The following is a 20608-nucleotide window of genomic DNA, read 5'->3' on the forward strand; positions in this document are numbered from 1 at the left end:
AATGCCTGACAGGGGAGCCGGCTTCAGGCGGCCGCCTTATATCGCTGGCAACACCCGCGGTTGCCTTGTATCGTCCGTCGCCACATAGGTCAGGGTGGCTTCGGTCACCTTGACGATCTCGTTGCTGTGGCGCATGCGTTGCGCATAGACCTCCACCGATACGGTGATCGAGGTGCGGCCCGTCTTCTCGATATCGGCGTAGAAACTCACCAGGTCGCCGACAAAGACCGGATGCTTGAAGAGGAAGGAGTTCACCGCCACGGTGGCCACGCGGCCTTGGGCGCGCTCCACCGCCGGAATCGAGCCGGCGATGTCCACCTGGGCCATGATCCAGCCTCCGAAGACGTCGCCATGCACATTGGCATCCGCCGGCATGGGGACCACGCGCAGTGCGGGATTCTTGCCAGGGGGCAGGCAGGGGAGGACGTTGGGTTGATTCATGATGGCTGCTTGATGAGGCTGGATAGGGTTGGGGCGGGGTAGCAAGGGCTGCGGCGGGGTGCTGGCGCGCCGGTGCGCATGCCGGAGTGACCTTGCCGGCGTGCGGTCCGGGCGTCGAGGCGGTTCCGTGACGGGGATAAGCGGCGTGGCGCCGGCTAATTATGTCGATCTCTGCCACAATCGCATATTCGCCCGAATTCTAACGTATGCGACGCTACTCTACGTCGGCCGAGCCGTCCCCCGCCCAGCCTTCCTCCCTCTTCGGCAAATCCAACGTTCCCCGCAGCGATTGGCAGACCGTGCGCAACCTGTTGCCCTACGTCTGGCATTACAAGTGGCGAGTGATCCTGGCGCTGGTGTGCCTGGTGGCGGCCAAGGTGGCCAACCTGGGCGTGCCGGTCCTGATGAAGAAGCTGGTGGACAACATGAATGTTCCCGCCGGCAGCGCGAGCGCGCTGCTGGTGGTGCCGGTGGGGCTGATCGTCGCCTACGGGATACTGCGCTTGTCCGGCACGCTGTTTACCGAGTTGCGCGAGATCCTGTTCTCCAAGGTCACGCAGAGCGCGGTGCGCGAGATCGCGCTGCAGGTGTTTCGCCACCTGCACGCGCTGTCGCTGCGCTTTCACCTGGACCGCCAGACCGGCGGCATGAGCCGCGACATCGAGCGCGGCACGCGCGGCATCCAGTCGCTGATCTCCTACTCGCTCTACAGCATCCTGCCGACCCTGGTCGAGATGGGGCTGGTGATGGGCTTCTTCATCCTGCACTACGACATCTGGTTCGCTGCCATCACGGGCTGCGCGCTGGTGAGCTACATCGTGTTCACCATCGTGGTGACCGAGTGGCGCACGCACTTCCGGCGCAAGATGAACGAGTTGGATTCGCGCGCCAACCAGAAGGCGATCGATTCCCTGCTCAACTTCGAGACCGTCAAGTACTTCGGCAACGAGGAGTACGAGGCCGGCCGCTATGACGAGAACCTGCGCAAGTACCGCACTGCGGCGATCCGCTCGCAAAATTCGCTGTCGTTCCTCAACTTCGGCCAGCAGGCCATCATCGCCACCGGCCTGATCCTGATCCTGTGGCGCGCCACCGTGGGCGTGGCGGCGGGCAAGCTCACGCTGGGCGACCTGGTGCTGGTCAATACGCTGATGATCCAGCTGTACATTCCGCTGAACTTCCTCGGCGTGATCTACCGCGAGATCAAGCAGGCCACCACCGACATGGACCGCATGTTCGTGCTGCTGGGCACCAACCGCGAAGTGGCCGATGCGCCGGACGCAGCGGCCTTGCACGTGCAGGGCGCGGCGGTGCGTTTCAACCATGTCGGCTTTGGCTACGAGAGCAATCGCGTGATCCTGGACGAGGTGGACTTCGCCATCGCCGCCGGCACTACTACCGCGGTGGTAGGCCACAGCGGCTCGGGCAAGTCCACGCTGGCGCGGCTGTTGTTCCGCTTCTATGACGTGAGCAGCGGCGGCATCGAGATCGACGGCCAGGATATCCGTACGATCACGCAGGACAGCCTGCGCCGCGCCATCGGCATCGTGCCGCAGGACACCGTGCTGTTCAACGACAGCATCTACTACAACATCGCCTACGGCCGCCCCGACGCCAGCCGCGACGAAGTCATCGAGGCCGCGCGCGCGGCTCAGATCGACGGCTTTATCCGCGAGCTGCCGCAGGGCTACGACACGCCGGTGGGCGAGCGCGGCCTCAAGCTGTCGGGCGGGGAGAAGCAACGCGTCGCCATTGCCCGCACGCTGCTGAAGAACCCGCCGATCCTGGTCTTCGATGAAGCCACCTCGGCGCTGGATTCCCGTACCGAGCAGGCCATCCAGGCCGAGCTGATGCGCCTGGCGCAGAACCGCACCACGCTGCTGATCGCGCACCGGCTCTCTACGGTGGTGCATGCCGACCAGATCCTGGTGATGGACCGCGGCCGCATCATCGAGCGCGGCACCCATGCCGAACTGATGCGGCTCGACGGCCGCTACGCCGAGATGTGGCACATCCAGGCGCGCAGCGCGGCACAGAGCGAGGCCCCCGTGGAGGATGCCGCGCTGGCCATCGAAGCCGGCGACGCAACCCAGGACGCCTGACACGGCAATCGCCAGGGCCGCAATGGATTGTTGACAATCTATTGCGGCAAATCGTCCCGAAACATCCGGTTGCACGAATTTGGTTCGACAATAGGTGGCGTATCAGCCCCATCGTGGTGCGTGTTTGCATGGCATGCGCCTTGCAGACGAACTATCCAGGAAGACGACTAACTGGAGAGAGTTCAATGCCGCTATTCCGTGCCGCCACCCCGTTCGAGGCCACTGCCGCTCACGCCGGCGCCCAGCCCGCCCACACCGCGTCCGGCGCTGCCGCATCCACCGCGCGCCGCCGCTGGCTGCAGCTTGGCATGGCGCTGGGCACCGCCCTGGTGCTGTCGACACAATTTGCCGGCGAGGCGCACGCCCAGACCAAGGTCCGTTTCCAGCTCGACTGGCGCTTCGAAGGCCCGTCGGCGCTGTTCCTGCTGGGCGAGCAGAAGGGCTACTACAAGGCCGAGAAGCTCGATGTGTCGATCGACGCCGGCAACGGATCGGGCAACGTGGTCAACCGCGTGGCCTCCGGCACCTACGACATGGGTTTTGCCGACCTGGCCTCGGTGATGGAGTTCTACGGCAACAACCCGGATGCCAAGAACAAGCCGGTGGCCGTGATGATGGTCTACAACAACACCCCAGCCGCCGTGCTCGCGCTGAAGAAGTCCGGCATCAAGACCCCGCACGACCTGGCCGGCAAGAAGCTCGGCGCACCGGTATTCGACGCCGGCCGCCGCGCCTTCCCGATCTTCGCCAAGGCCAACGGCCTGCAGGCATCGAGCTTCAACTGGCAGGCGATGGACCCGACCCTGCGCGAGACCATGCTCACGCGCGGCGACCTCGACGCCATCACGGGCTTCTCGTTCACCTCCATCCTCAACCTGAATGCGCGTGGCGTGAAGGACGAGGACATCGTGGTGCTGCCTTACCCGCAATACGGCGTGAAGCTGTACGGCAACGCCGTGATCGCCTCGGAGGACTTCCTCAAGAAGAACCCGGAGGCCGTCAAGGCCTTCCTGCGCGCCTTCGCCAAATCGGCCAAGGACGTGATCGCCAAGCCGGAAGAGGGCATCAAGGCGGTCAAGGCGCGTGACGGCATCATCGACGAGAAGCTCGAGACCAAGCGCCTGAAGATGGCGCTGGACAGCGTGGTCAAGTCGCCCGACGCGCGCGCCGAGGGCTTTGGCCGCGTCAACAAGCCGCGCTTGTCGCTGATGGCTTCGCAAGTGGCTGACGCCTTCGGCACCAAGGGCCGCATCAACCCCGACAACCTGTGGACCGACGCCTACCTGCCATCCGCTGCCGAACTGGATGTGCTGCGATGACCGCCGGCACGATCTCCATGCGCACAGGGGCCGTGGCCCCGTCGGACCTGCCGGCCGAGCCGGCAGCGCAGCCCTTCGTCGAATTCAACCGGGTCTGGCTCGCCTATAACGACGAACTCGCGCGCCAGGGCGAGTTCGCGATCGAGGACATCTCGCTGCAGGTCGAGCCGGGCGAGTTCATCGCCATCGTCGGGCCTTCCGGCTGCGGCAAGTCCACCTTCATGAAGCTGGCGACCGGGCTCAAGCCGGCCACGCGCGGCGTGGTCAAGATCGCCGGCGAGAAGGTCGCCGGCCCGCTCAAGATGGTTGGCATGGCCTTCCAGGCGCCGACGCTGCTGCCCTGGCGCACCACGTTGCAGAACGTCATGCTGCCGCTGGAGATTGTCGAGCCCTACCGCTCCACGCTGCGCCAGAAGCGCGATGAGTACACGGCGCGCGCACGCGAGCTGCTGCGCACCGTGGGCCTGGCCGGCTACGAGGACAAGTACCCGTGGCAGCTCTCCGGCGGCATGCAGCAGCGTGCCTCGATCTGCCGCGCACTGATCCACGAGCCGCGCATGCTGCTGCTCGACGAGCCCTTCGGCGCGCTCGATGCCTTTACCCGCGAGGAGCTGTGGTGCGTGCTGCGCGACCTGTGGCAGGCCCAGCGCTTCAACGTGATCCTGGTCACCCACGACCTGCGCGAGGCCGTGTTCCTGGCCGACACCGTCTACGTGATGAGCCAGCGCCCGGGGCGCATCCTCACGCGCAAGGAGATCGACCTGCCGCGTCCGCGCGACCTCGACCTGACCTATACCGAACCCTTTGCCGACCTCGTGCATTCGCTGCGCGAGAAGATCGGCCACGTACGGCAGCACTGACCATGAGCACTTTTTCTTCCTCGATGAGCGCGGCTCAGCAACGCCGCGTGCAGCGCGTGGCGCCATGGCTGTTGCTGGGCACGTTCCTGCTGCTGTGGCAGGGCGCGTGCCTTGTGTTCAATGTGTCGGACTTCATCCTTCCCAGCCCCAGCGCGATCGTCACGTCGCTGTTCGAATACTGGGATGTGATTGCCGGCCACGCCTGGCGTACCTTCTGGACCACCATGGTCGGCTTTGGCCTCGCCATCATCGTGGGCGTGGTGCTGGGTTTGCTGATGGGCTCGTCCAAGCTGGCGTACGCCGCCGCGTATCCGCTGATGACGGCGTTCAATGCGTTGCCGAAGGCAGCCTTCGTGCCAATCCTGGTGGTGTGGTTTGGCCTGGGTGCCGGCCCGGCGATCCTGACCGCCTTCCTGATCTCGTTCTTCCCGATCATGGTCAATATCGCCACGGGGCTGGCCACCTTGGAGCCGGAACTGGAGGATGTGCTGCGCGTACTTGGTGCAAAGCGCACCGATGTGTTGCTCAAGGTCGGGCTGCCGCGGTCGATGCCTTACTTCTTTGCTTCGCTCAAGGTGGCGATCACGCTGGCTTTCGTCGGCACTACCGTGTCCGAGATGAGTGCTGCCAATGAAGGCATCGGCTATTTGCTGGTGTCCGCCGGATCGGCGATGAAGATGCCGCTGGCGTTTGCCGGGCTGGTGGTGATTGCTGTGATGGCGATGGTGATGTATGAGTTTTTTGCTGTGGTGGAGAGGCGGATGACGGGGTGGGCGCATCGGGGGTGAAGGGGGATGAGGGGGGATGAAGGGGTTGCGTCTTTGGCTGTTTCTTTGAGCGGCGTTGGTTTTTGGACCCAAAGGCCATACGACATCCCCCTGCGGGGGCTGCCGGTCACTCTTCTTTGCGTCGGCAAAGAAGACTAACGAGAAGAAAGCCGACCCTGCCGGGGGCAGAGCAATCGCGGGGGCGCAGGGCGCTGGTTTCGTCGTATGGCCAGTGGTACTGCTGGTATCTGCCGTTACCGGCTCACAGATCACCGCAATGGCATGACCCATGGGTTTCGTCGTGGGGCCCCTGACCTCGGGCGCGGCGCCCATTCCCACATCTGCCGTTCGCGGGGCGAAGTGCTGCGCCATTTCGGGTGTGGCTGGTTTCGTGGTTTTGTCTCGGAGGACGAGCGTCGTGATATGCGAGCGCTGCCCCCGCGAACCGGGCCACGGTGCCCACCACGAAACCAGGGGCGTTAAGAGCAAGGAACCGGCAGCGCCTCAAATGGCCGGGCGCCCGCCGCTAGAGACAAAACCACGAAACCACCAATGCAGGCAGCGTCGTGGCGCTCGGCACCGCGAACGGCAGATGGCCGAACGCTCACCGAGCACGAGGTCAGGGGCACCACCACGTGACCATTGGGTCATGCAGTTACGATGCCCTTCAAGCCGGTAAGATACGCCAGCCAATACTCAGGGCCGTACGACGCAACCACCGAGGCCCACAAGCCTGATTGCTCTGCTCCCGGCAGGGTCGGCTTTCTTCTCGTTAGTCTTCTTTGCCGACGCAAAGAAGAGTGACCGGCATCCCCCGCAGGGGGATGTCGTACGGCTGTTGGGTGCAAAAACCAACACCGCTCAAAGAAACAGCAGACCAACCCCGCAGGGCGATGTCATATGGCACCGTGGGCGCAAAAACCAACACTGCTCAAAGAAACAGCAACCAACCCCAATCACGCATAATCCAAAGGCAAAGCCGTCGTGTACTTGATCTGCTCCATAGCAAAACTAGAACTAACATCCGCCAGCTCAGCCCCCTGAATCAGCTTCTTGTAGACCCGGTCATAGGCCGCGATATCCGGCACCACCACGCGCAGCAGGTAATCGGTATCCCCGGCCATCCGATAGAACTCAGTCACCTCGGGGATCGAGGCGACCAGGTCATGAAAGGTCTTGAGCCATTTGACGCTGTGCTGGCTGGTGCGGACCGAGACGAATACCGTCACGCCCACATTCAGCAGCGCAGGGTCCAGCAGCGCCACCCGCTTGCGTATCACGCCGCTTTCCTCGAGCTTCTGCACGCGCCGCCAGCACGGCGTGGAGGTGAGGCCCACCCGCTCGCCCAGCTCGGCCACCGGCACGGTGGCGTCTTCCTGGAGAGCGGCAAGTATCTGGCGGTCGTATCGGTCCATGGCAAATCCTGTTGGCGCGCAGCGTCGTTCGGGTGCCTGGCCGCCCGCAAGACTCAGGCCGCGTCCACCAGCAGGTTCACACCGCTGCAGATGTGTTCCTGGTCCACCCCATAAATATGCAGCGACACGGCCACCGCGTCGCTGTCGTTGCCGAGCGCATGGATATGGCGCAGCCCAGCCGGCACGCTGAAGGTATCGCCCACCGTGCGCGTGATCTCGCCGCACGGATGCGCCTGCCGCGCTTGCGCGTCCCAGCGGTAGTGGCGCTCATGCAGCGTGCCGCGCAGCACCCGGTAGGCGCACCAGGTCTGGTGTCCGTGCACCGGGCTGTGCTGTCCCGGCCGCCAGACGATCAGCATGGCGGAGAAGCGCGCCAGCGGATCGGCGTGCACCAGGTGGCGCACATAGCCCTCAGCCGAGCCTTCGCGCAGCGATTCCGGCAGCAGCGCCAGCAGCGTGGCGGCGTCCGGCAGGCTGGCTTCGATGCCTTGCGCCACCATGCGCGCACTGGCGGCAAAGGCGGACGACATGCCGTCGGACAGCGGGGCAAAGAGATCCGGCTGGCCGTCGGCCGTGTCGAGGGTGCCAAGCACGCCAGCGCTGCGTGCGTGGCTGGCAATATCGGTAACGGCGGCTTGTTGGGTGGCCATGAAGGGCTCCTTGTTGGTTTGCGACCATCATAGCGTCCGTCCCGTAGCAAGCACGTGCGTCTTGTCGTGCAAATCTGGGAGTGAGTGTAATCACATTCTAATAAAAATCAAATAAATAGAATATTGTTCCTGGCGGTGGCGAAACGGCGGGCAGCCGGTGGATAATGCCGCCTCATGGAAATCAAGTGGCTTGAAGACTTCGTCAGCCTGGCCGAGACGCACAGCTTCTCGCGCTCGGCCGAGCAGCGTCATGTGACGCAGCCCGCGTTCTCGCGCCGGATCCAGTCGCTGGAGTCCTGGGTGGGCACGGAGCTGATCGACCGCTCCAGCTATCCCACCAGCCTGACGCCGGCGGGCAAGGTGTTCTACGAACAGGCCCTGGCCATGCTGGCGCAGGTCAGCGAGACCCGCGCGCTGATGCGGGGGCAGCGTTCGGCCAATGCCCAGGTGCTGGAATTCGCGGTGCCGCACACGCTGTCGCTGACGTTCTTCCCCGAATGGCTCAAGGCGGTGGAGCGCGAGATCGGCACGCTGCCGTGCCGGCTGCGTGCACTCAACGTGCATGACGCCGTGCTGGCGCTGGTCGATGGCGGCTGCGATTTAGTGATGGTCTACCACCATGCGCGCCAGGCCATCCAGCTCGATCCCGCGCACTACGACATGATGGTGCTGGGCACCGAGCGGCTGTCGCCATACAGCGTGCCGGACGCCACCGGCAAGCCTCTGTACCGGCTGCCGGGCACGGACAAGAAACCGGTGCCCTTCCTCAGCTATACACCCAATGCCTTCCTTGGCCGCATGGTCGACATGCTGCTGTCTGAGACCACCGACGCGCTCAAGCTCGACAAATGCTACGAGACCGATATGGCCGAGGCGCTCAAGGTGATGGCGCTGTCCGGGCATGGCATGGCCTTTCTGCCGGAGAGCGCGGTGCGCGAGGAACTGCTCCAGCACCGGCTGGTGCGCGCGGAGGCCGCGCGCGGCGCGCCGTTGTCGATCGACATGGAAATCCGGCTTTACCGGGAGAAGCCGGGTGAACACGTCAACGAGCGGCGCAGCGCGCAGGTTCGCAACAAGCGCCAGCTGGTGGAGCGCGTGTGGTCTTCGCTGGCAGCGCAGGCCTTGCCCGCACAGCCGAAACCCTGAAGGCGTGCAGCGGGTGCGCCGGGCACACCGCCACAGAGCAGGTAAGGCTGGCACAGGGCAGCATGGGGCCTTGGTCAAAGGTTATGCAAAGCATGCATAACGGGATAATCAAACGGCATTGGCTTCGGCGGGGCCGCCTCCCCTAAGCTGGCGGCACCTTCACACCGGAACCAAACGATGTCTTCCGCAGCGCCGTCCAATCCTGCCGTCAAGAACCACACCTTGCCTTCGTACCTGAACGCCGATGCGCTCGGGCCCTGGGGCATCTACCTGCAGCAGGTCGATCGTGTCACGCCTTACCTGGGCTCGCTGGCCCGCTGGGTCGAGACCCTGAAGCGCCCCAAGCGCGCGCTGGTGGTGGACGTGCCGATCGAGATGGATAACGGCACCATTGCCCACTTCGAAGGCTATCGCGTGCAGCACAACATGTCGCGCGGCCCGGGCAAGGGCGGCGTGCGCTTCCACCAGGATGTGACCCTGTCGGAAGTGATGGCCCTGTCGGCCTGGATGTCGGTCAAGAACGCCGCGGTCAATGTGCCGTACGGCGGCGCCAAGGGCGGTATCCGCGTCGATCCGCGCACGCTCTCGCGCTCGGAGCTGGAGCGCGTCACGCGCCGCTATACCAGCGAAATCAACTTCATCATCGGGCCCAACAAGGACATCCCGGCGCCCGACGTCAACACCAATGAACAGGTGATGGCATGGATGATGGACACCTACTCGATGAATTCCGGCAGCACCGCCACCGGCGTGGTGACCGGCAAGCCGATCTCGCTGGGCGGCTCGCTGGGTCGCCGCGAGGCAACCGGCCGCGGCGTGTTCGTGGTGGGTTCCGAGGCGGCGCGCAACCTCGGCCTTGAGATCAAGGGCGCACGCATTGCCGTGCAGGGCTTCGGCAATGTCGGCGCCGTGGCCGCCAAGCTGTTCCATGAGGCAGGCGCCAAGGTGGTGGCGGTGCAGGACCACCGCACCGCGCTGTACAACCCGGCTGGCCTGGACGTGCCCGCCATGATGGAATATGCCTCGCACAGCGGCACCATCGAAGGTTTCCAGGGCGAGACCATCTCCGCCGAGCAATTCTGGCAGGTGGATTGCGAAATCCTGATCCCGGCCGCGCTGGAAGGCCAGATCACAGCCCAGAACGCGCCCCACATCAAGGCACGCATGGTCATCGAAGGTGCGAACGGCCCGACCACGCCCGAGGCCGACGACATCCTGCGCGAGCGCAATATCCTGGTGGCGCCCGACGTCATCGCCAATGCCGGCGGCGTTACGGTCTCCTATTTCGAATGGGTACAGGACTTTTCCAGCTTCTTCTGGACCGAAGAGGAAATCAACCAGCGCCTGGTACGAATCATGCAAGAGGCATTCCGGGCGATCTGGCAGGTCGCTCAGGACAACAAGGTTACCTTGCGCACGGCCGCTTTCATCGTGGCGTGCACGCGGATTCTTCAGGCGCGCGAAATGCGCGGTCTCTATCCCTGATGCCTGACGCGGCTTGGCGCCGCAGCGTCGCTACCTGGCGATGCTGCGGCGCAACAAGCCTATCCAGGATTGGTAACGCGGCTGCCGGGCTTCCCGGCAGCCGCGTTGTCGTATGCGCTCGCCGCCCAGCGCACGCCAGGGGGCTCCCGGGCTGGCGAGGCGTTGCCGCAAGGCCGGCCCGACGCGTTAGCGCAACGGCTTTACGGCAGTGGAGGCATGCCTCGTTTGCCTTGCAAACCATGCCTTAGATGGCGCTGTTAGGGGAAAAACCCGTTGTCTTGAGTGCTTGCCTGCGCAATACTATTTCGTCGGCGGGTGGTTTTTTGTTAGAGTCCCGCCTTTCTCTTCATGGTCAAGGAGATGTTATGAATGTTGCCAAGTTGGCTTCCCTGATGATTGCTGCTGGCGTGCTGTGCGGTACCGCGCAAGCTGCCGAGCAACTGACGGGCACGCTGCAGAAGATCAAAGACACCGGTGTGATTACGCTTGGCGTTCGTGAGTCGTCGATTCCGTTCAACTACAACCTCGGCGGCGTGCGCCAGGTCGGTTATTCCTACGACATCAATGTCAAGATCGTGGAAGCGGTCAAGGACCAGCTGAAGCTGCCGAACCTGCAGGTCAAGGAAATCCCGATCACCTCGCAGAACCGCATCACCCTGCTGCAGAATGGCACCATCGACATCGAGTGCGGCTCGACCACCAACAACCTCGAGCGCCAGAAGCAGGCATCGTTTACCACCAGCATCTTCATCATCGGCACCCGCATCATGGTGAAGAAGGATGGCGGCATCAAGGACTGGGCCGACCTCAAGGGCAAGAACGTGGTGACGACCGCCGGCACCACCTCGGAACGCCTGCTGCGCAAGATGAACGATGACCAGAAGCTGGGCATGAACATCATCAGCACCAAGGACCATGGCCAGTCGTTCCTGACGCTGGAATCGGGCCGCGCCGTTGCCTTCATGATGGACGATGCACTGCTGTATGGCGAACGCGCCAAGGCCAAGAACCCGGCCGACTGGATCGTGGTGGGCAAGCCGCAATCGCGCGAGTCCTATGGCTGCATGATCCGCAAGGACGATGCGCAGTTCAAGAAGCTGTCGGACACCGTGATCACGGGCATGATGAAGGATGGCTCGATCAACACGCTGTACACCAAGTGGTTCCAGCAGCCGGTCCCGCCCAAGGGCCTGAACCTGGACTTCCCGCTGTCGGAAGACATGAAGGCACTGTTCAAGACGCCGAACGACAAGGCGCTCGACTGATACTGGGATTCCGGTTGTGTGAAACGGAAGGCATGTCCTTCCGTTTCTTTTTGAGGACACATCATGAACTACAGCTGGCATTGGGGTGTATTCCTCGAACAAGCGGCCCAGAACGAGACCTACCTGGACTGGATGATTTCCGGCCTGAAGGTCACCATTGCACTCGGGCTCTCGTCGTGGATCATCGCCCTCGTCATCGGCTCCGTACTCGGCGTACTGCGCACGGTGCCCAACAAGTGGCTGTCCGGCCTGGCTGCCACCTACGTAGAGATCTTCCGTAATATCCCGCTGCTGGTGCAGTTGTTTATCTGGTATTTCGTCATGCCCGAGCTGTTGCCCGGTGGCGAGGCGATCAAGCAGATGAACCCGTTCGCGCAGCAGTTCATTGCAGCCATGCTTTGCCTGGGCACGTTTACCGCAGCCCGGGTCTGCGAGCAGGTGCGCTCGGGGATCAACTCACTGCCGCCGGGCCAGCGCAACGCCGGCCTGGCGATGGGTTTCACGTTGGCCCAGACTTACCGTTACGTGCTATTGCCGATGTCGTTCCGCGTCATCGTGCCGCCGCTGACCTCGGAGTTCCTGAACATCTTCAAGAACTCCGCTGTGGCGTCGACCATCGGGCTGCTGGAGCTGGCGGCGCAGGGGCGCCAACTGGTGGACTACACGGCGCGCCCGTATGAGTCCTTCATCGCGGTGACCATCATGTACGCGTTGATCAATATCGTGGTCATGCTGCTCATGCGCTGGGTCGAAGGCCGCACCCGCGTGCCCGGCTTCATCGGCGGCAAGTAAGAGGACAAGTCATGGCATATACATTCGATTTCAGCTCGATCAACGCGACCACGCTGGACGTGCTGGGCGAGGGGATGCTGGTCTCGCTCAAGATCACCGTCACTGCGGTGGTGGTCGGCATCGTCTGGGGCACCATCCTGGCGATGATGCGGCTGTCCTCCGTCAAGGCGCTGAACTGGTTCGCGCAGGGCTACGTCACCATCTTCCGGTCGATTCCGCTGGTGATGGTGCTGTTGTGGTTCTTCCTGATCATCCCGCAGCTGCTGCAAAAGGCGTTCAACCTGTCGCAGGCATCCGACCTGCGCATGACCTCGGCGCTGATTGCCTTTGCCTTGTTCGAGGCGGCGTACTATTCCGAGATCATCCGCGCGGGTATCCAGAGCGTGTCGCGCGGGCAGATGTTCGCCGCGCAGGCCATGGGCATGACCTACGGGCAGTCGATGCGTCTGGTGATCCTGCCGCAGGCCTTCCGCAACATGGTGCCACTGCTGCTCACGCAAGGCATCATCCTGTTCCAGGATACGTCGCTGGTCTACGTGAGTGCGCTGGCGGACTTCTTTGGCCAGGCCTACGGCATCGGCGAGCGTGACGGCCGCATCGTGGAGATGCTGCTGTTCGCCGGGCTGGTGTATTTCATTATCTGTTTCTCCGCATCGCTGCTGGTCAAGCGTTACCAGAAAAAGGTGGCCGTATGATTGAAATCAATAACGTCTCCAAGTGGTATGGCGCCTTCCAGGTGCTGACCGATTGCACCACCAAGGTCGCCAAGGGCGAAGTTGTGGTGGTGTGCGGCCCCTCGGGCTCGGGCAAGTCGACGCTGATCAAGACCGTCAACGCGCTGGAGCCCTTCCAGAAGGGCGACATCACGGTGGACGGCACCTCGGTGGGCTCACCCAAGACCAACCTGCCCAAGCTGCGTTCGCGCGTGGGCATGGTGTTCCAGAACTTTGAGCTGTTCCCCCACCTGTCGATCACCGAGAACCTGACCATCGCGCAGATGAAGGTGCTTGGCCGCTCGAAGGAAGAGGCAACGGCGAAGGGCCTGAAGTACCTGGATCGCGTGGGCCTCAAAGCCCAGGCGGCCAAGTTCCCGGGCCAGCTGTCGGGCGGCCAGCAGCAGCGCGTGGCAATTGCCCGCGCGCTGTCGATGGATCCGATCTGCATGTTGTTCGACGAGCCGACCTCCGCGCTGGACCCGGAGATGGTCAACGAAGTGCTGGATGTGATGGTGCAGCTGGCGCAGGAAGGCATGACCATGATGTGCGTGACCCACGAAATGGGTTTCGCGCGCAAGGTCGCCAACCGCGTGATCTTCATGGACCAGGGTAAGATCGTCGAGGACTGCGCCAAGGAAGAGTTCTTCGGCAATATCGAAGCGCGCTCCGAGCGGGCCAGGCAGTTCCTGTCGAAGATCCTGCATCACTGATGCGGGTGGCCGCCTCGCCGCGCTGATGGGTGGCAGGCAGGATGCAAAAAGGGACGCCTCGGCGTCCCTTTTTGCATGGCTTGCCCGCAATGGCTCAGGTGCAGTCGCTGTTGGCCGCGTTCTTGGCCTGGACTTCCGGCGGGATCGGCACGGTCAGCGTCATCACCGAGCGGCCTTCCTCGAACATCATCAGCTCGCCGGGCGCGAAGGCGGTCCAGGTTTCGTTGTCGGTCAGTGGCGCGGTGGCGATCACCGCCACGCGGTCGTCGGGCGTGGTGACCTGGGCGAAGTCGATCGACAGATCGGCATCGATCAGGTGGGCGGTGGAGAAGGGCCACTGGCGCACGATGTAGTACAGGCGCGTGGAGCAGTGGGAGAACAAGGCCTGGCCATTGGACAGCAGGTAGTTGAACACGCCGTGCTGCGTGATCTCGCGCGTGATGTCCGCCAGCGCGTGGCACAGCTCGTTGAGCGGCGGCTGCGAGCCGGGGAAGCGCTTGCGCAGCCCCTGCATCAGCGTGCAGAAGGCGAGTTCACTATCGGTGTCGCCGACCGGCTGGTAGACCCCCGACAGGAAAGGCGAGAAGTCCTTCAGGTCGCCGTTGTGGGCGAAGATCCAGTGCCGCCCCCACAGTTCGCGCATGAAGGGGTGGCAGTTTTCCAGCCGCACCGTGCCCTGGGTCGCCTTGCGGATATGGGAGATGACGTTCTTGGACTTGATCGGGTAGCGCTTGACCAGCTCAGCCACGGGCGAGGTGCCGGCGGACTGGTTGTCGATGAACAGGCGGCAGGCCTTGTCCTCGAAGAACGCTACGCCAAAGCCATCGGCATGGTGATCCGTGACGCCGCCGCGGGCGGCGAAGCCGGTAAAGGAGAACGTCACGTCGGTCGGCGTGGCGCAGTTCATGCCGAGCAGCTGGCACATGGCGGGCACCGGACCGGCAGCAGGCTGCCGGATTGCAATAGAATGTTCCATTATCCGGCCTGCCCGGGTTATCTGCCAAGCGCAGCGCGTTTTTCCCCGATTTCAATACCATTCAGCGGGCCCTCGAGACATGAGCAAATACAAGATCGCAGTCATCCCCGGCGATGGCATCGGCACTGAAGTGATGCCTGAGGGCCTGCGCGTAATGGACGCCGCCGCGCGCCGGTTCGGCATCGACATGCAGTTCGATCACTTCGACTTCTCCAGCTGCGACTACTACGCCCGCCACGGCAAGATGCTGCCGGACGACTGGTTCGACACCCTGGTCAAGTACGACGCCATCTACTTCGGCGCGGTGGGCTGGCCGGACGCCGTGCCCGACCATGTCTCGCTGTGGGGCTCGCTGCTGCAGTTCCGGCGCTCCTTTGACCAATACGTCAACCTGCGCCCGGTGCGGCTGATGCCCGGTATCCGCAGCCCGCTGGTGGACCGCGACGGCAATGCGCGCAAGCCGGGCGACATCGATTTCTACGTAGTGCGCGAGAACACCGAGGGCGAGTACTCCAGCATCGGCGGGCGCATGTTCCCCGGCACCGAGCGCGAGGTGGTGATCCAGGAAACGGTGATGACGCGCACGGGCGTGGACCGCATCCTCAAGTTCGCCTTCGAGTTGGCGCAAAAGCGTCCGGCCAGGCATCTGACCTCGGCTACCAAGTCCAACGGCATCTCCATCACCATGCCGTACTGGGACGAGCGGGTGGAGGCCATGGCTACCCACTACCCCGGCGTGAAGGTTGACAAGTACCACATCGACATCCTCACCGCGCACTTCGTCCAGCATCCGGACTGGTTCGACGTGGTGGTCGCCAGCAACCTGTTCGGCGACATCCTGTCCGACCTGGGGCCGGCCTGTACCGGCACCATCGGCATCGCGCCCTCGGGCAATATCAACCCCGACCGCACCTTCCCCAGCCTGTTCGAGCCGGTGCATGGCTCTGCGCCGGACATCGCAGGGCGCGGTGTGGCCAACCCGATCGGCCAGATCTGGTGTGGCGCCATGATGTTGGAACATCTGGGCCAGCCGGAAGCCGGCGCGGCCGTGCTGGGCGCCATCGAGAAGGTGCTGTCGGCCGGGCCGGAGCATGCCCCGCTGACCCGCGACATTGGCGGCAAGGCTGGCACGGCCGACCTGGGCCAGGCCATCGCGCAAGCGCTGTGAGCACGACCGCCCAACCTTTGCCGGTCGCCGCGGCCGACGCGCGTGCCCTGCTGCTCGATAGCTTCCATGCCGCGGTGGCGGCAGCGGATCCGCTGCGCATCGTGGCGGACCACCTGCCGTCGCCCCAGGCTGGCGGGCGTACCCTGGTGGTAGGCGCCGGCAAGGCTGCGGCCTCGATGGCGCTGGCCGTGGAGCGGGCATATGCCAGCCAGAACAGCGCGGTGCAGCTCGACGGGCTGGTGGTGACGCGCTACGCCCACGGCCTGCCGACCGAACACGTGCGCGTGATAGAGGCCGGCCACCCGGTGCCGGACGAGGCCGGCGAGCGCGCCGCGGCCGAGATCCTGGCGCGGGCGGGCGAGCTCGGGCCGGATGACCGGCTGATCGTGCTGGTGTCCGGCGGCGGCTCCAGCCTGCTGTCGCTGCCGGCCGAGGGCATCGGCATGGCGGACCTCAAGGCCACCACGCAGGAGCTGCTGCGCTGCGGCGCTCCCATCACGGACATGAATATCGTGCGCAAGCACCTGTCGCGCATCCAGGGTGGGCACCTCGCCCAGGCTTGCCGCGCGCCGGTGACCACGCTGATCGTGTCGGACGTGGCCGGGGATGACCCCAGTGCCATCGCCTCCGGCCCCACCGTGCCCGATGCCAGTACCTACGCCGATGCCCTGGCGGTCCTGCGCCGCTACGGTGCGGTGGTCCCGCCCGTGGTGCAGGCTTACCTGGAGCGCGGTGCGCGCGGCGAAGTGGCGGAAACGCCCAAGCCTGGCGATCCGCTGTTCGCGCGGGTTGAGAATCGTGTGATTGCTACCGCCCACGGCAGCCTGATGGCGGCAGCGGATCACTTCCGCGCGCGCGGCATCCAGCCGGTGGTGCTGGGCGACACGGTGACTGGCGAGGCGCAGGAAGTTGCCCGGGTCTACGCGGCGCTGGTGCGCGAGATACGCGCGTACAATGCGCCATTCGCGGTGCCCGTGGTGCTGATTTCCGGTGGTGAGTGCACCGTCACGTTGCCGCAGGGCGGTGGCGGGGCGGCTGGAAAGCCCCGTGGCGGACGGTGCTCGGAATTCCTGCTGTCGCTCGCCCTGGAGCTGGATGGCGTTGATAATGTGTACGCCATCGCGGCGGACACCGACGGCATCGACGGCTCCGAGGATAATGCCGGCGCGTTGCTGGACCCGTCCACGCTCGCGCGTGCGCAGGCTGCCGGTGCACCGGCGCGCGCCCGGCTCGATGCGCATGATGCCTGGGGTTTCTTCGAAGCCGCCGGCGACCTCGTGGTGACGGGCCCCACGCGGACCAATGTGAATGACTACCGCGCCATCCTGATTCTGTAATCCCTGATAAGCGCCAGCCGCGACTGCCGGCCGGCCCCCGAAAGCCATGACCCAGACTCTCACCATTACCCGCCCGGACGACTGGCACCTGCACCTGCGCGACGGTACGGCCCTCGCCGCCGTCCTGCCGGATACCGCCCGCCAGTTCGCCCGCGCCATCATCATGCCCAACCTGAAGCCGCCCGTGACCACGGTGGCGCAGGCCGCGGCCTACCGCGACCGCATCCTGGCCGCGCTGCCGGCGGGCATGGCGTTCGAGCCGCTGATGACGCTGTACCTGACCGACAAGACTACCGCCGAGGAGATCGTCGCTGCCAAGGCCAGCGGCTTCGTGCACGGGGTGAAGCTGTATCCGGCCGGTGCCACCACCAACAGCGATGCCGGCGTGACCGACCTGCGTCACTGCGCGGCAGCGCTGGAAGCCATGCAGCGCGTGGGCCTGCCGCTGCTGGTGCACGGCGAAGTGACCGATCCGGCGATCGACATCTTCGACCGCGAAGCCGTCTTCATCGACAAGGTCATGACGCCGCTGCGCCGCGATTTCCCGGCGCTCAAGGTGGTGTTCGAGCACATCACCACCAAGGATGCGGCCGAGTACGTGCGCGACGCGGAAGGCCCCGTCGCCGCCACCATCACTGCGCATCACCTGCTGTACAACCGCAACGCCATCTTCACCGGCGGCATCCGCCCGCACTATTACTGCCTGCCGGTGCTCAAACGCGAGACCCACCGCGAAGCCCTGGTGGCCGCGGCCGTGTCCGGCAGCGAGCGCTTCTTCCTCGGCACAGACAGCGCGCCGCACGCGCGCGGGCTGAAGGAACATGCCTGCGGCTGCGCCGGCTGCTATACCGGGCTGCACGCCATGGAGCTCTACGCCGAGGCCTTCGAAGCCGCCGGTGCCCTGGACAAGCTGGAAGCCTTCGCCAGCTTCAACGGCCCGGCGTTCTACAGCCTGCCGCGAAATAGCGGCACGCTCACCCTGGTCCGCGAGGCGTGGGAACTGCCAGCCGAACTGCCCTATGGCGACACCACGCTGGTGCCGCTGCGCGGCGGCGAGACGCTGCATTGGAAGGCCCGCTAAGCCGCACTGGCGAAGTGCAAGTGCAAGCAGAAAGCCAGGTCCGGCTGGCGCTGGCTGCGGCGGTGGCGCAGATCGACTGGGCACAGCCGTGGTTCCGGCCGTTCGCCACCATCGGCTCGGCGCTGGGCAGCGCGTTGCGAGGCGGCGCCGACCTGCGCGCCGTCCTCAGCGAAGTGGCCACGCAGCGCGCGCTGCGCAACGCCCGCGGTGTGCCGCTGCGTTTCGTTGCGCAAGCCGAATTGCCCGCCGGCACGGCCTACGAGGCACATATTTACGCCACCGGCGCCGTGCCGACGCGCGACAACTTGCACGATTTCTTCAATGCGCTCATCTGGCTGCATTTTCCCCGTTCCAAACGCGTGCTGAACCGGCTGCAGGCCCACGCTATCGCGGTGGCGGGCGTGCAGGGCCGCCGTGGCAGCCTGCGCGATGCCGCGACCTTGTTCGACGAGAACGCCATTCTGTTCCTGAGTGCCGACAGTGGCCTGGAGTTCGTTTTGCGCGGTTTCGGCTGGGAGCACCTGTTCGTGGCGCGGCGGGATGTCTGGGACGGTAGCGAGCATGCCGGCAGCCGTGACAGCACCGCCCGCTGCAGCGTGGTGCCCTTCGGCCACGCCTTGCTGGAGAAGCTGGTGCGGCCCTATAAGGCCCTGACCGCGCATGCATGGCCGCTGGCCGTCCCGCCGGCTGCAGGCGCCGCGCTCCCCGGCTCGCTCGACGATTCCGTGTGCGCCTCGTTGGAAGCGGCCGAGCTGCACAGCGGCCGCTTTGCGCCGTTGCCGGTGCTGGGCATTCCCGGCTGGTGCGAAGCCAATCGCGATCCGGCCTACTACGCGGATACCACGGTGTTCCGTCGCGGGCGCCGCGCGCAGGCCGCATGAGGGTGGCCGGTTCGTGGCCAAACGGTGTTAGACTGCGGGCCGCAAAGCAGGCCAGACAATCGCTGCTTGCACCCTCGTGGTGCAAGGGGAGGAAAGTCCGGACTCCATAGGGCAGGGTGTTGGCTAATAGCCATCCACGGCAACGTGCGGAATAGGGCCACAGAGACGAGTCTTGCCATCGGGTTCGCCCGATGGGAAGGGTGAAACGCGGTAACCTCCACCTGGAGCAATCCCAAATAGGCAGGCATTGAGGCGGCCCGCTGAGCCTGCGGGTAGGGAGCTTGAGCCGGTCGGTAACGACCGGCCTAGAGGAATGATTGTCACGTGCCGGCAACCGCAAGGAAGCCGGCGCGCACAGAATCCGGCTTATCGGCCTGCTTTGCTTCTGATTCTTTAGCGTGGCGCGCACCCATCCCAATTGGGCGCGCCACCGCCGGCTCCCCCGGGGCTGGGCAGGCGCCAGGCGCCTACACCTCTACAATTTCCATCGTGTGCGTGATTTCCGCCGTCTTGGCCAGCATGATGGAGGCCGAGCAATACTTGTCGTGCGACAGGTGGATGGCACGCTCGACCGCGCCGGGGTTCAGGTTGCGCCCGCTCACCGTGAAATGGAAGTTGATCTTGGTGAACACCTTCGGGTCTTCGCTGGCGCGCTCCGCTTGCAGCTTCACGCTGCAGCCGCGCACATCCTGCCGGCTCTTCTTCAGGATCAGCACCACGTCATAGGCGGTGCAGCCGCCGGTACCCAGCAGAACCATTTCCATCGGACGCGGGGCAAGGTTGTGGCCGCCGCCCTCGGGCGCACCGTCCATCGCCACGATATGGCCGCTGCCCGTCTCGGCCACGAAGCTCATGCCGTCGGTGCCCATCCAAGTTACTTTGCATTCCATTTTGTTCGATCCTGCGTTCTAGTGAGTGCGTATTCGATCATGAACACGCGATTTCAAAGCTTGCTTTTTGAGTATAGGCCACTTAGCTAGAAGCGCCGTAACTCGACATTTTTCCCGAAAACTGAAGCTTTCTTCTAAGATGACAGTGCTGTGACAACATGATCAATCATTAAGTTGTTGATTTTATTATATAAAAAATCTCCCTATGCCTCTTGATGGTTTTTCACAATGCGGAACAACATTTCGCACTGCAAATTTCCTTGCGCTGGGAGAGTGCTCATGTATAATTTGAATCATTGAACGACGGCGCACAACACGGCGCAGAGTGCGAAAGCGAATCGGATGGTTTCAGCCACATTCGCCGGCCCGCACCACGATCCAGCCCCGTCGATCTCCCGGTGTCTCCTCCACCCTCCTCCTTTGGTGGATTCAAACCCAAGCTCAATAGCTTGGGTTTTTTTTATTCTGCGCCAGCCAGGCCGGATGCACATCCTGCTGTGAAGTGCTTCATGGCTTGCTTTTATGCTGTTTGCTGCCATTCCGGATGGCGAGCAGCGCACGGAGCGGCACCATCTTGGCGTTCTTCCCTAACTTTCCTTGCGCTCCG

Annotated in this window: 19 protein-coding genes and 1 other RNA gene; 15 read left to right on the forward strand and 5 right to left on the reverse strand. The window is 64.2% G+C overall.

Annotation, left to right across the window (positions count from 1 at the left end; genetic code table 11):
* Positions 1-36: 36 nt before the first annotated feature.
* Positions 37-441 carry an acyl-CoA thioesterase gene (locus AC1RQC_RS35220; protein WP_150987934.1) on the reverse strand — a complete coding sequence of 135 codons (405 nt, stop codon included), beginning with the start codon at positions 439-441 and terminating at the stop codon, positions 37-39.
* A gap of 206 nt (positions 442-647) precedes the next feature.
* Between AC1RQC_RS35220 and AC1RQC_RS35225 the strand changes: the two genes are divergently transcribed.
* From AC1RQC_RS35225 to AC1RQC_RS35240, 4 genes are all read left to right on the forward strand, one after another.
* Positions 648-2543 (forward strand): ABCB family ABC transporter ATP-binding protein/permease, encoded by a 1896-nt coding sequence (locus AC1RQC_RS35225; protein ID WP_492886112.1) that lies wholly within the window; start codon positions 648-650, stop codon positions 2541-2543.
* Positions 2544-2728: 185 nt separating this feature from the next.
* Positions 2729-3862 carry an ABC transporter substrate-binding protein gene (locus AC1RQC_RS35230; protein ID WP_492813560.1) on the forward strand — a complete coding sequence of 378 codons (1134 nt, stop codon included), beginning with the start codon at positions 2729-2731 and terminating at the stop codon, positions 3860-3862.
* A 17-nt stretch (positions 3863-3879) separates the two neighbouring features.
* Entirely contained in the window at positions 3880-4722 is an 843-nt protein-coding gene (locus AC1RQC_RS35235) for an ABC transporter ATP-binding protein (RefSeq protein WP_492376512.1), read from the forward strand.
* A 2-nt stretch (positions 4723-4724) separates the two neighbouring features.
* A complete protein-coding gene (locus AC1RQC_RS35240; RefSeq protein ID WP_492886113.1) occupies positions 4725-5510 on the forward strand; it encodes an ABC transporter permease in 786 nt (261 codons plus the stop codon).
* 935 nt (positions 5511-6445) lie between these two features.
* Here AC1RQC_RS35240 and AC1RQC_RS35245 read toward each other — a convergent pair.
* Together AC1RQC_RS35245 and AC1RQC_RS35250 are read right to left on the reverse strand one after the other, a co-directional pair.
* Positions 6446-6904, reverse strand: a complete 459-nt coding sequence (locus AC1RQC_RS35245) for an Lrp/AsnC family transcriptional regulator (RefSeq protein WP_043343633.1) — start codon at positions 6902-6904, stop codon at positions 6446-6448.
* A gap of 53 nt (positions 6905-6957) precedes the next feature.
* Entirely contained in the window at positions 6958-7554 is a 597-nt protein-coding gene (locus tag AC1RQC_RS35250) for a cysteine dioxygenase family protein (RefSeq protein WP_492813566.1), read from the reverse strand.
* 174 nt (positions 7555-7728) lie between these two features.
* On the opposite strand from AC1RQC_RS35250, the gene AC1RQC_RS35255 reads away from it, so the two are divergent.
* The 6 genes from AC1RQC_RS35255 (at position 7729) to AC1RQC_RS35280 (ending at position 13668) form a co-directional block, all read left to right on the forward strand.
* Positions 7729-8700, forward strand: a complete 972-nt coding sequence (locus AC1RQC_RS35255; RefSeq protein WP_492375711.1) for a LysR family transcriptional regulator — start codon at positions 7729-7731, stop codon at positions 8698-8700.
* Between the two features lie 177 nt (positions 8701-8877).
* Positions 8878-10185, forward strand: a complete 1308-nt coding sequence (locus AC1RQC_RS35260) for a Glu/Leu/Phe/Val family dehydrogenase (protein WP_043343639.1) — start codon at positions 8878-8880, stop codon at positions 10183-10185.
* 365 nt (positions 10186-10550) lie between these two features.
* On the forward strand, positions 10551-11450 hold the full coding sequence (locus AC1RQC_RS35265) for a glutamate/aspartate ABC transporter substrate-binding protein (RefSeq protein WP_492886115.1): 900 nt from the start codon (positions 10551-10553) through the stop codon (positions 11448-11450).
* A 63-nt stretch (positions 11451-11513) separates the two neighbouring features.
* Positions 11514-12242, forward strand: coding sequence for an amino acid ABC transporter permease (locus tag AC1RQC_RS35270; RefSeq protein WP_441640555.1), 729 nt, complete (start codon positions 11514-11516; stop codon positions 12240-12242).
* Positions 12243-12253: 11 nt separating this feature from the next.
* Positions 12254-12937, forward strand: coding sequence for a glutamate/aspartate ABC transporter permease GltK (gene gltK / locus AC1RQC_RS35275; RefSeq protein ID WP_492375710.1), 684 nt, complete (start codon positions 12254-12256; stop codon positions 12935-12937).
* Entirely contained in the window at positions 12934-13668 is a 735-nt protein-coding gene (locus AC1RQC_RS35280) for an amino acid ABC transporter ATP-binding protein (RefSeq protein ID WP_150987966.1), read from the forward strand. Before gltK ends, AC1RQC_RS35280 begins: the two co-directional genes overlap by 4 nt.
* A 94-nt stretch (positions 13669-13762) precedes the next feature.
* Here the strand turns inward: AC1RQC_RS35280 and AC1RQC_RS35285 are convergent, their stop codons facing one another.
* Positions 13763-14593, reverse strand: a complete 831-nt coding sequence (locus AC1RQC_RS35285) for a class II glutamine amidotransferase (protein ID WP_492375709.1) — start codon at positions 14591-14593, stop codon at positions 13763-13765.
* Positions 14594-14723: 130 nt separating this feature from the next.
* On the opposite strand from AC1RQC_RS35285, the gene AC1RQC_RS35290 reads away from it, so the two are divergent.
* From AC1RQC_RS35290 to rnpB, 5 genes are all read left to right on the forward strand, one after another.
* Entirely contained in the window at positions 14724-15812 is a 1089-nt protein-coding gene (locus tag AC1RQC_RS35290; protein ID WP_492375708.1) for a tartrate dehydrogenase, read from the forward strand.
* Positions 15809-17149: a glycerate kinase type-2 family protein gene (locus tag AC1RQC_RS35295; RefSeq protein ID WP_492375707.1), complete on the forward strand. Its 1341-nt coding sequence runs from the start codon at positions 15809-15811 to the stop codon at positions 17147-17149. Before AC1RQC_RS35290 ends, AC1RQC_RS35295 begins: the two co-directional genes overlap by 4 nt.
* A gap of 46 nt (positions 17150-17195) precedes the next feature.
* Positions 17196-18230 carry a dihydroorotase gene (pyrC, locus tag AC1RQC_RS35300; RefSeq protein WP_492813567.1) on the forward strand — a complete coding sequence of 345 codons (1035 nt, stop codon included), beginning with the start codon at positions 17196-17198 and terminating at the stop codon, positions 18228-18230.
* A gap of 14 nt (positions 18231-18244) precedes the next feature.
* Positions 18245-19111 carry a DUF3025 domain-containing protein gene (locus AC1RQC_RS35305; protein ID WP_492830551.1) on the forward strand — a complete coding sequence of 289 codons (867 nt, stop codon included), beginning with the start codon at positions 18245-18247 and terminating at the stop codon, positions 19109-19111.
* A 43-nt stretch (positions 19112-19154) separates the two neighbouring features.
* Positions 19155-19496, forward strand: an RNA gene (gene rnpB, locus AC1RQC_RS35310) — RNase P RNA component class A.
* 82 nt (positions 19497-19578) lie between these two features.
* Here rnpB and AC1RQC_RS35315 read toward each other — a convergent pair.
* Complete coding sequence (locus AC1RQC_RS35315; RefSeq protein WP_150987978.1) at positions 19579-20001, reverse strand: OsmC family protein; 423 nt, start codon at positions 19999-20001, stop codon at positions 19579-19581.
* Positions 20002-20608 lie beyond the last annotated feature (607 nt).

This window comes from Cupriavidus sp. GW822-FHT03E04, assembly GCF_058801495.1.

What these genes read in the sequence shown, in the direction of transcription:
- AC1RQC_RS35280 (WP_150987966.1), top strand. Translation starts at nt 12,934, where the DNA reads ATGATTGAAATCAATAACGTCTCCAAGTGGTATGGCGCCTTCCAGGTG.
- AC1RQC_RS35245 (WP_043343633.1), bottom strand. Translation starts at nt 6,904, where the DNA reads ATGGACCGATACGACCGCCAGATACTTGCCGCTCTCCAGGAAGACGCC.
- AC1RQC_RS35270 (WP_441640555.1), top strand. Translation starts at nt 11,514, where the DNA reads ATGAACTACAGCTGGCATTGGGGTGTATTCCTCGAACAAGCGGCCCAG.
- AC1RQC_RS35265 (WP_492886115.1), top strand. Translation starts at nt 10,551, where the DNA reads ATGAATGTTGCCAAGTTGGCTTCCCTGATGATTGCTGCTGGCGTGCTG.
- gltK (WP_492375710.1), top strand. Translation starts at nt 12,254, where the DNA reads ATGGCATATACATTCGATTTCAGCTCGATCAACGCGACCACGCTGGAC.
- AC1RQC_RS35290 (WP_492375708.1), top strand. Translation starts at nt 14,724, where the DNA reads ATGAGCAAATACAAGATCGCAGTCATCCCCGGCGATGGCATCGGCACT.
- AC1RQC_RS35240 (WP_492886113.1), top strand. Translation starts at nt 4,725, where the DNA reads ATGAGCACTTTTTCTTCCTCGATGAGCGCGGCTCAGCAACGCCGCGTG.
- AC1RQC_RS35250 (WP_492813566.1), bottom strand. Translation starts at nt 7,554, where the DNA reads ATGGCCACCCAACAAGCCGCCGTTACCGATATTGCCAGCCACGCACGC.
- AC1RQC_RS35235 (WP_492376512.1), top strand. Translation starts at nt 3,880, where the DNA reads ATGCGCACAGGGGCCGTGGCCCCGTCGGACCTGCCGGCCGAGCCGGCA.
- AC1RQC_RS35285 (WP_492375709.1), bottom strand. Translation starts at nt 14,593, where the DNA reads ATGTGCCAGCTGCTCGGCATGAACTGCGCCACGCCGACCGACGTGACG.
- AC1RQC_RS35230 (WP_492813560.1), top strand. Translation starts at nt 2,729, where the DNA reads ATGCCGCTATTCCGTGCCGCCACCCCGTTCGAGGCCACTGCCGCTCAC.
- AC1RQC_RS35260 (WP_043343639.1), top strand. Translation starts at nt 8,878, where the DNA reads ATGTCTTCCGCAGCGCCGTCCAATCCTGCCGTCAAGAACCACACCTTG.
- AC1RQC_RS35225 (WP_492886112.1), top strand. Translation starts at nt 648, where the DNA reads ATGCGACGCTACTCTACGTCGGCCGAGCCGTCCCCCGCCCAGCCTTCC.
- AC1RQC_RS35220 (WP_150987934.1), bottom strand. Translation starts at nt 441, where the DNA reads ATGAATCAACCCAACGTCCTCCCCTGCCTGCCCCCTGGCAAGAATCCC.
- pyrC (WP_492813567.1), top strand. Translation starts at nt 17,196, where the DNA reads ATGACCCAGACTCTCACCATTACCCGCCCGGACGACTGGCACCTGCAC.
- AC1RQC_RS35255 (WP_492375711.1), top strand. Translation starts at nt 7,729, where the DNA reads ATGGAAATCAAGTGGCTTGAAGACTTCGTCAGCCTGGCCGAGACGCAC.
- AC1RQC_RS35315 (WP_150987978.1), bottom strand. Translation starts at nt 20,001, where the DNA reads ATGGAATGCAAAGTAACTTGGATGGGCACCGACGGCATGAGCTTCGTG.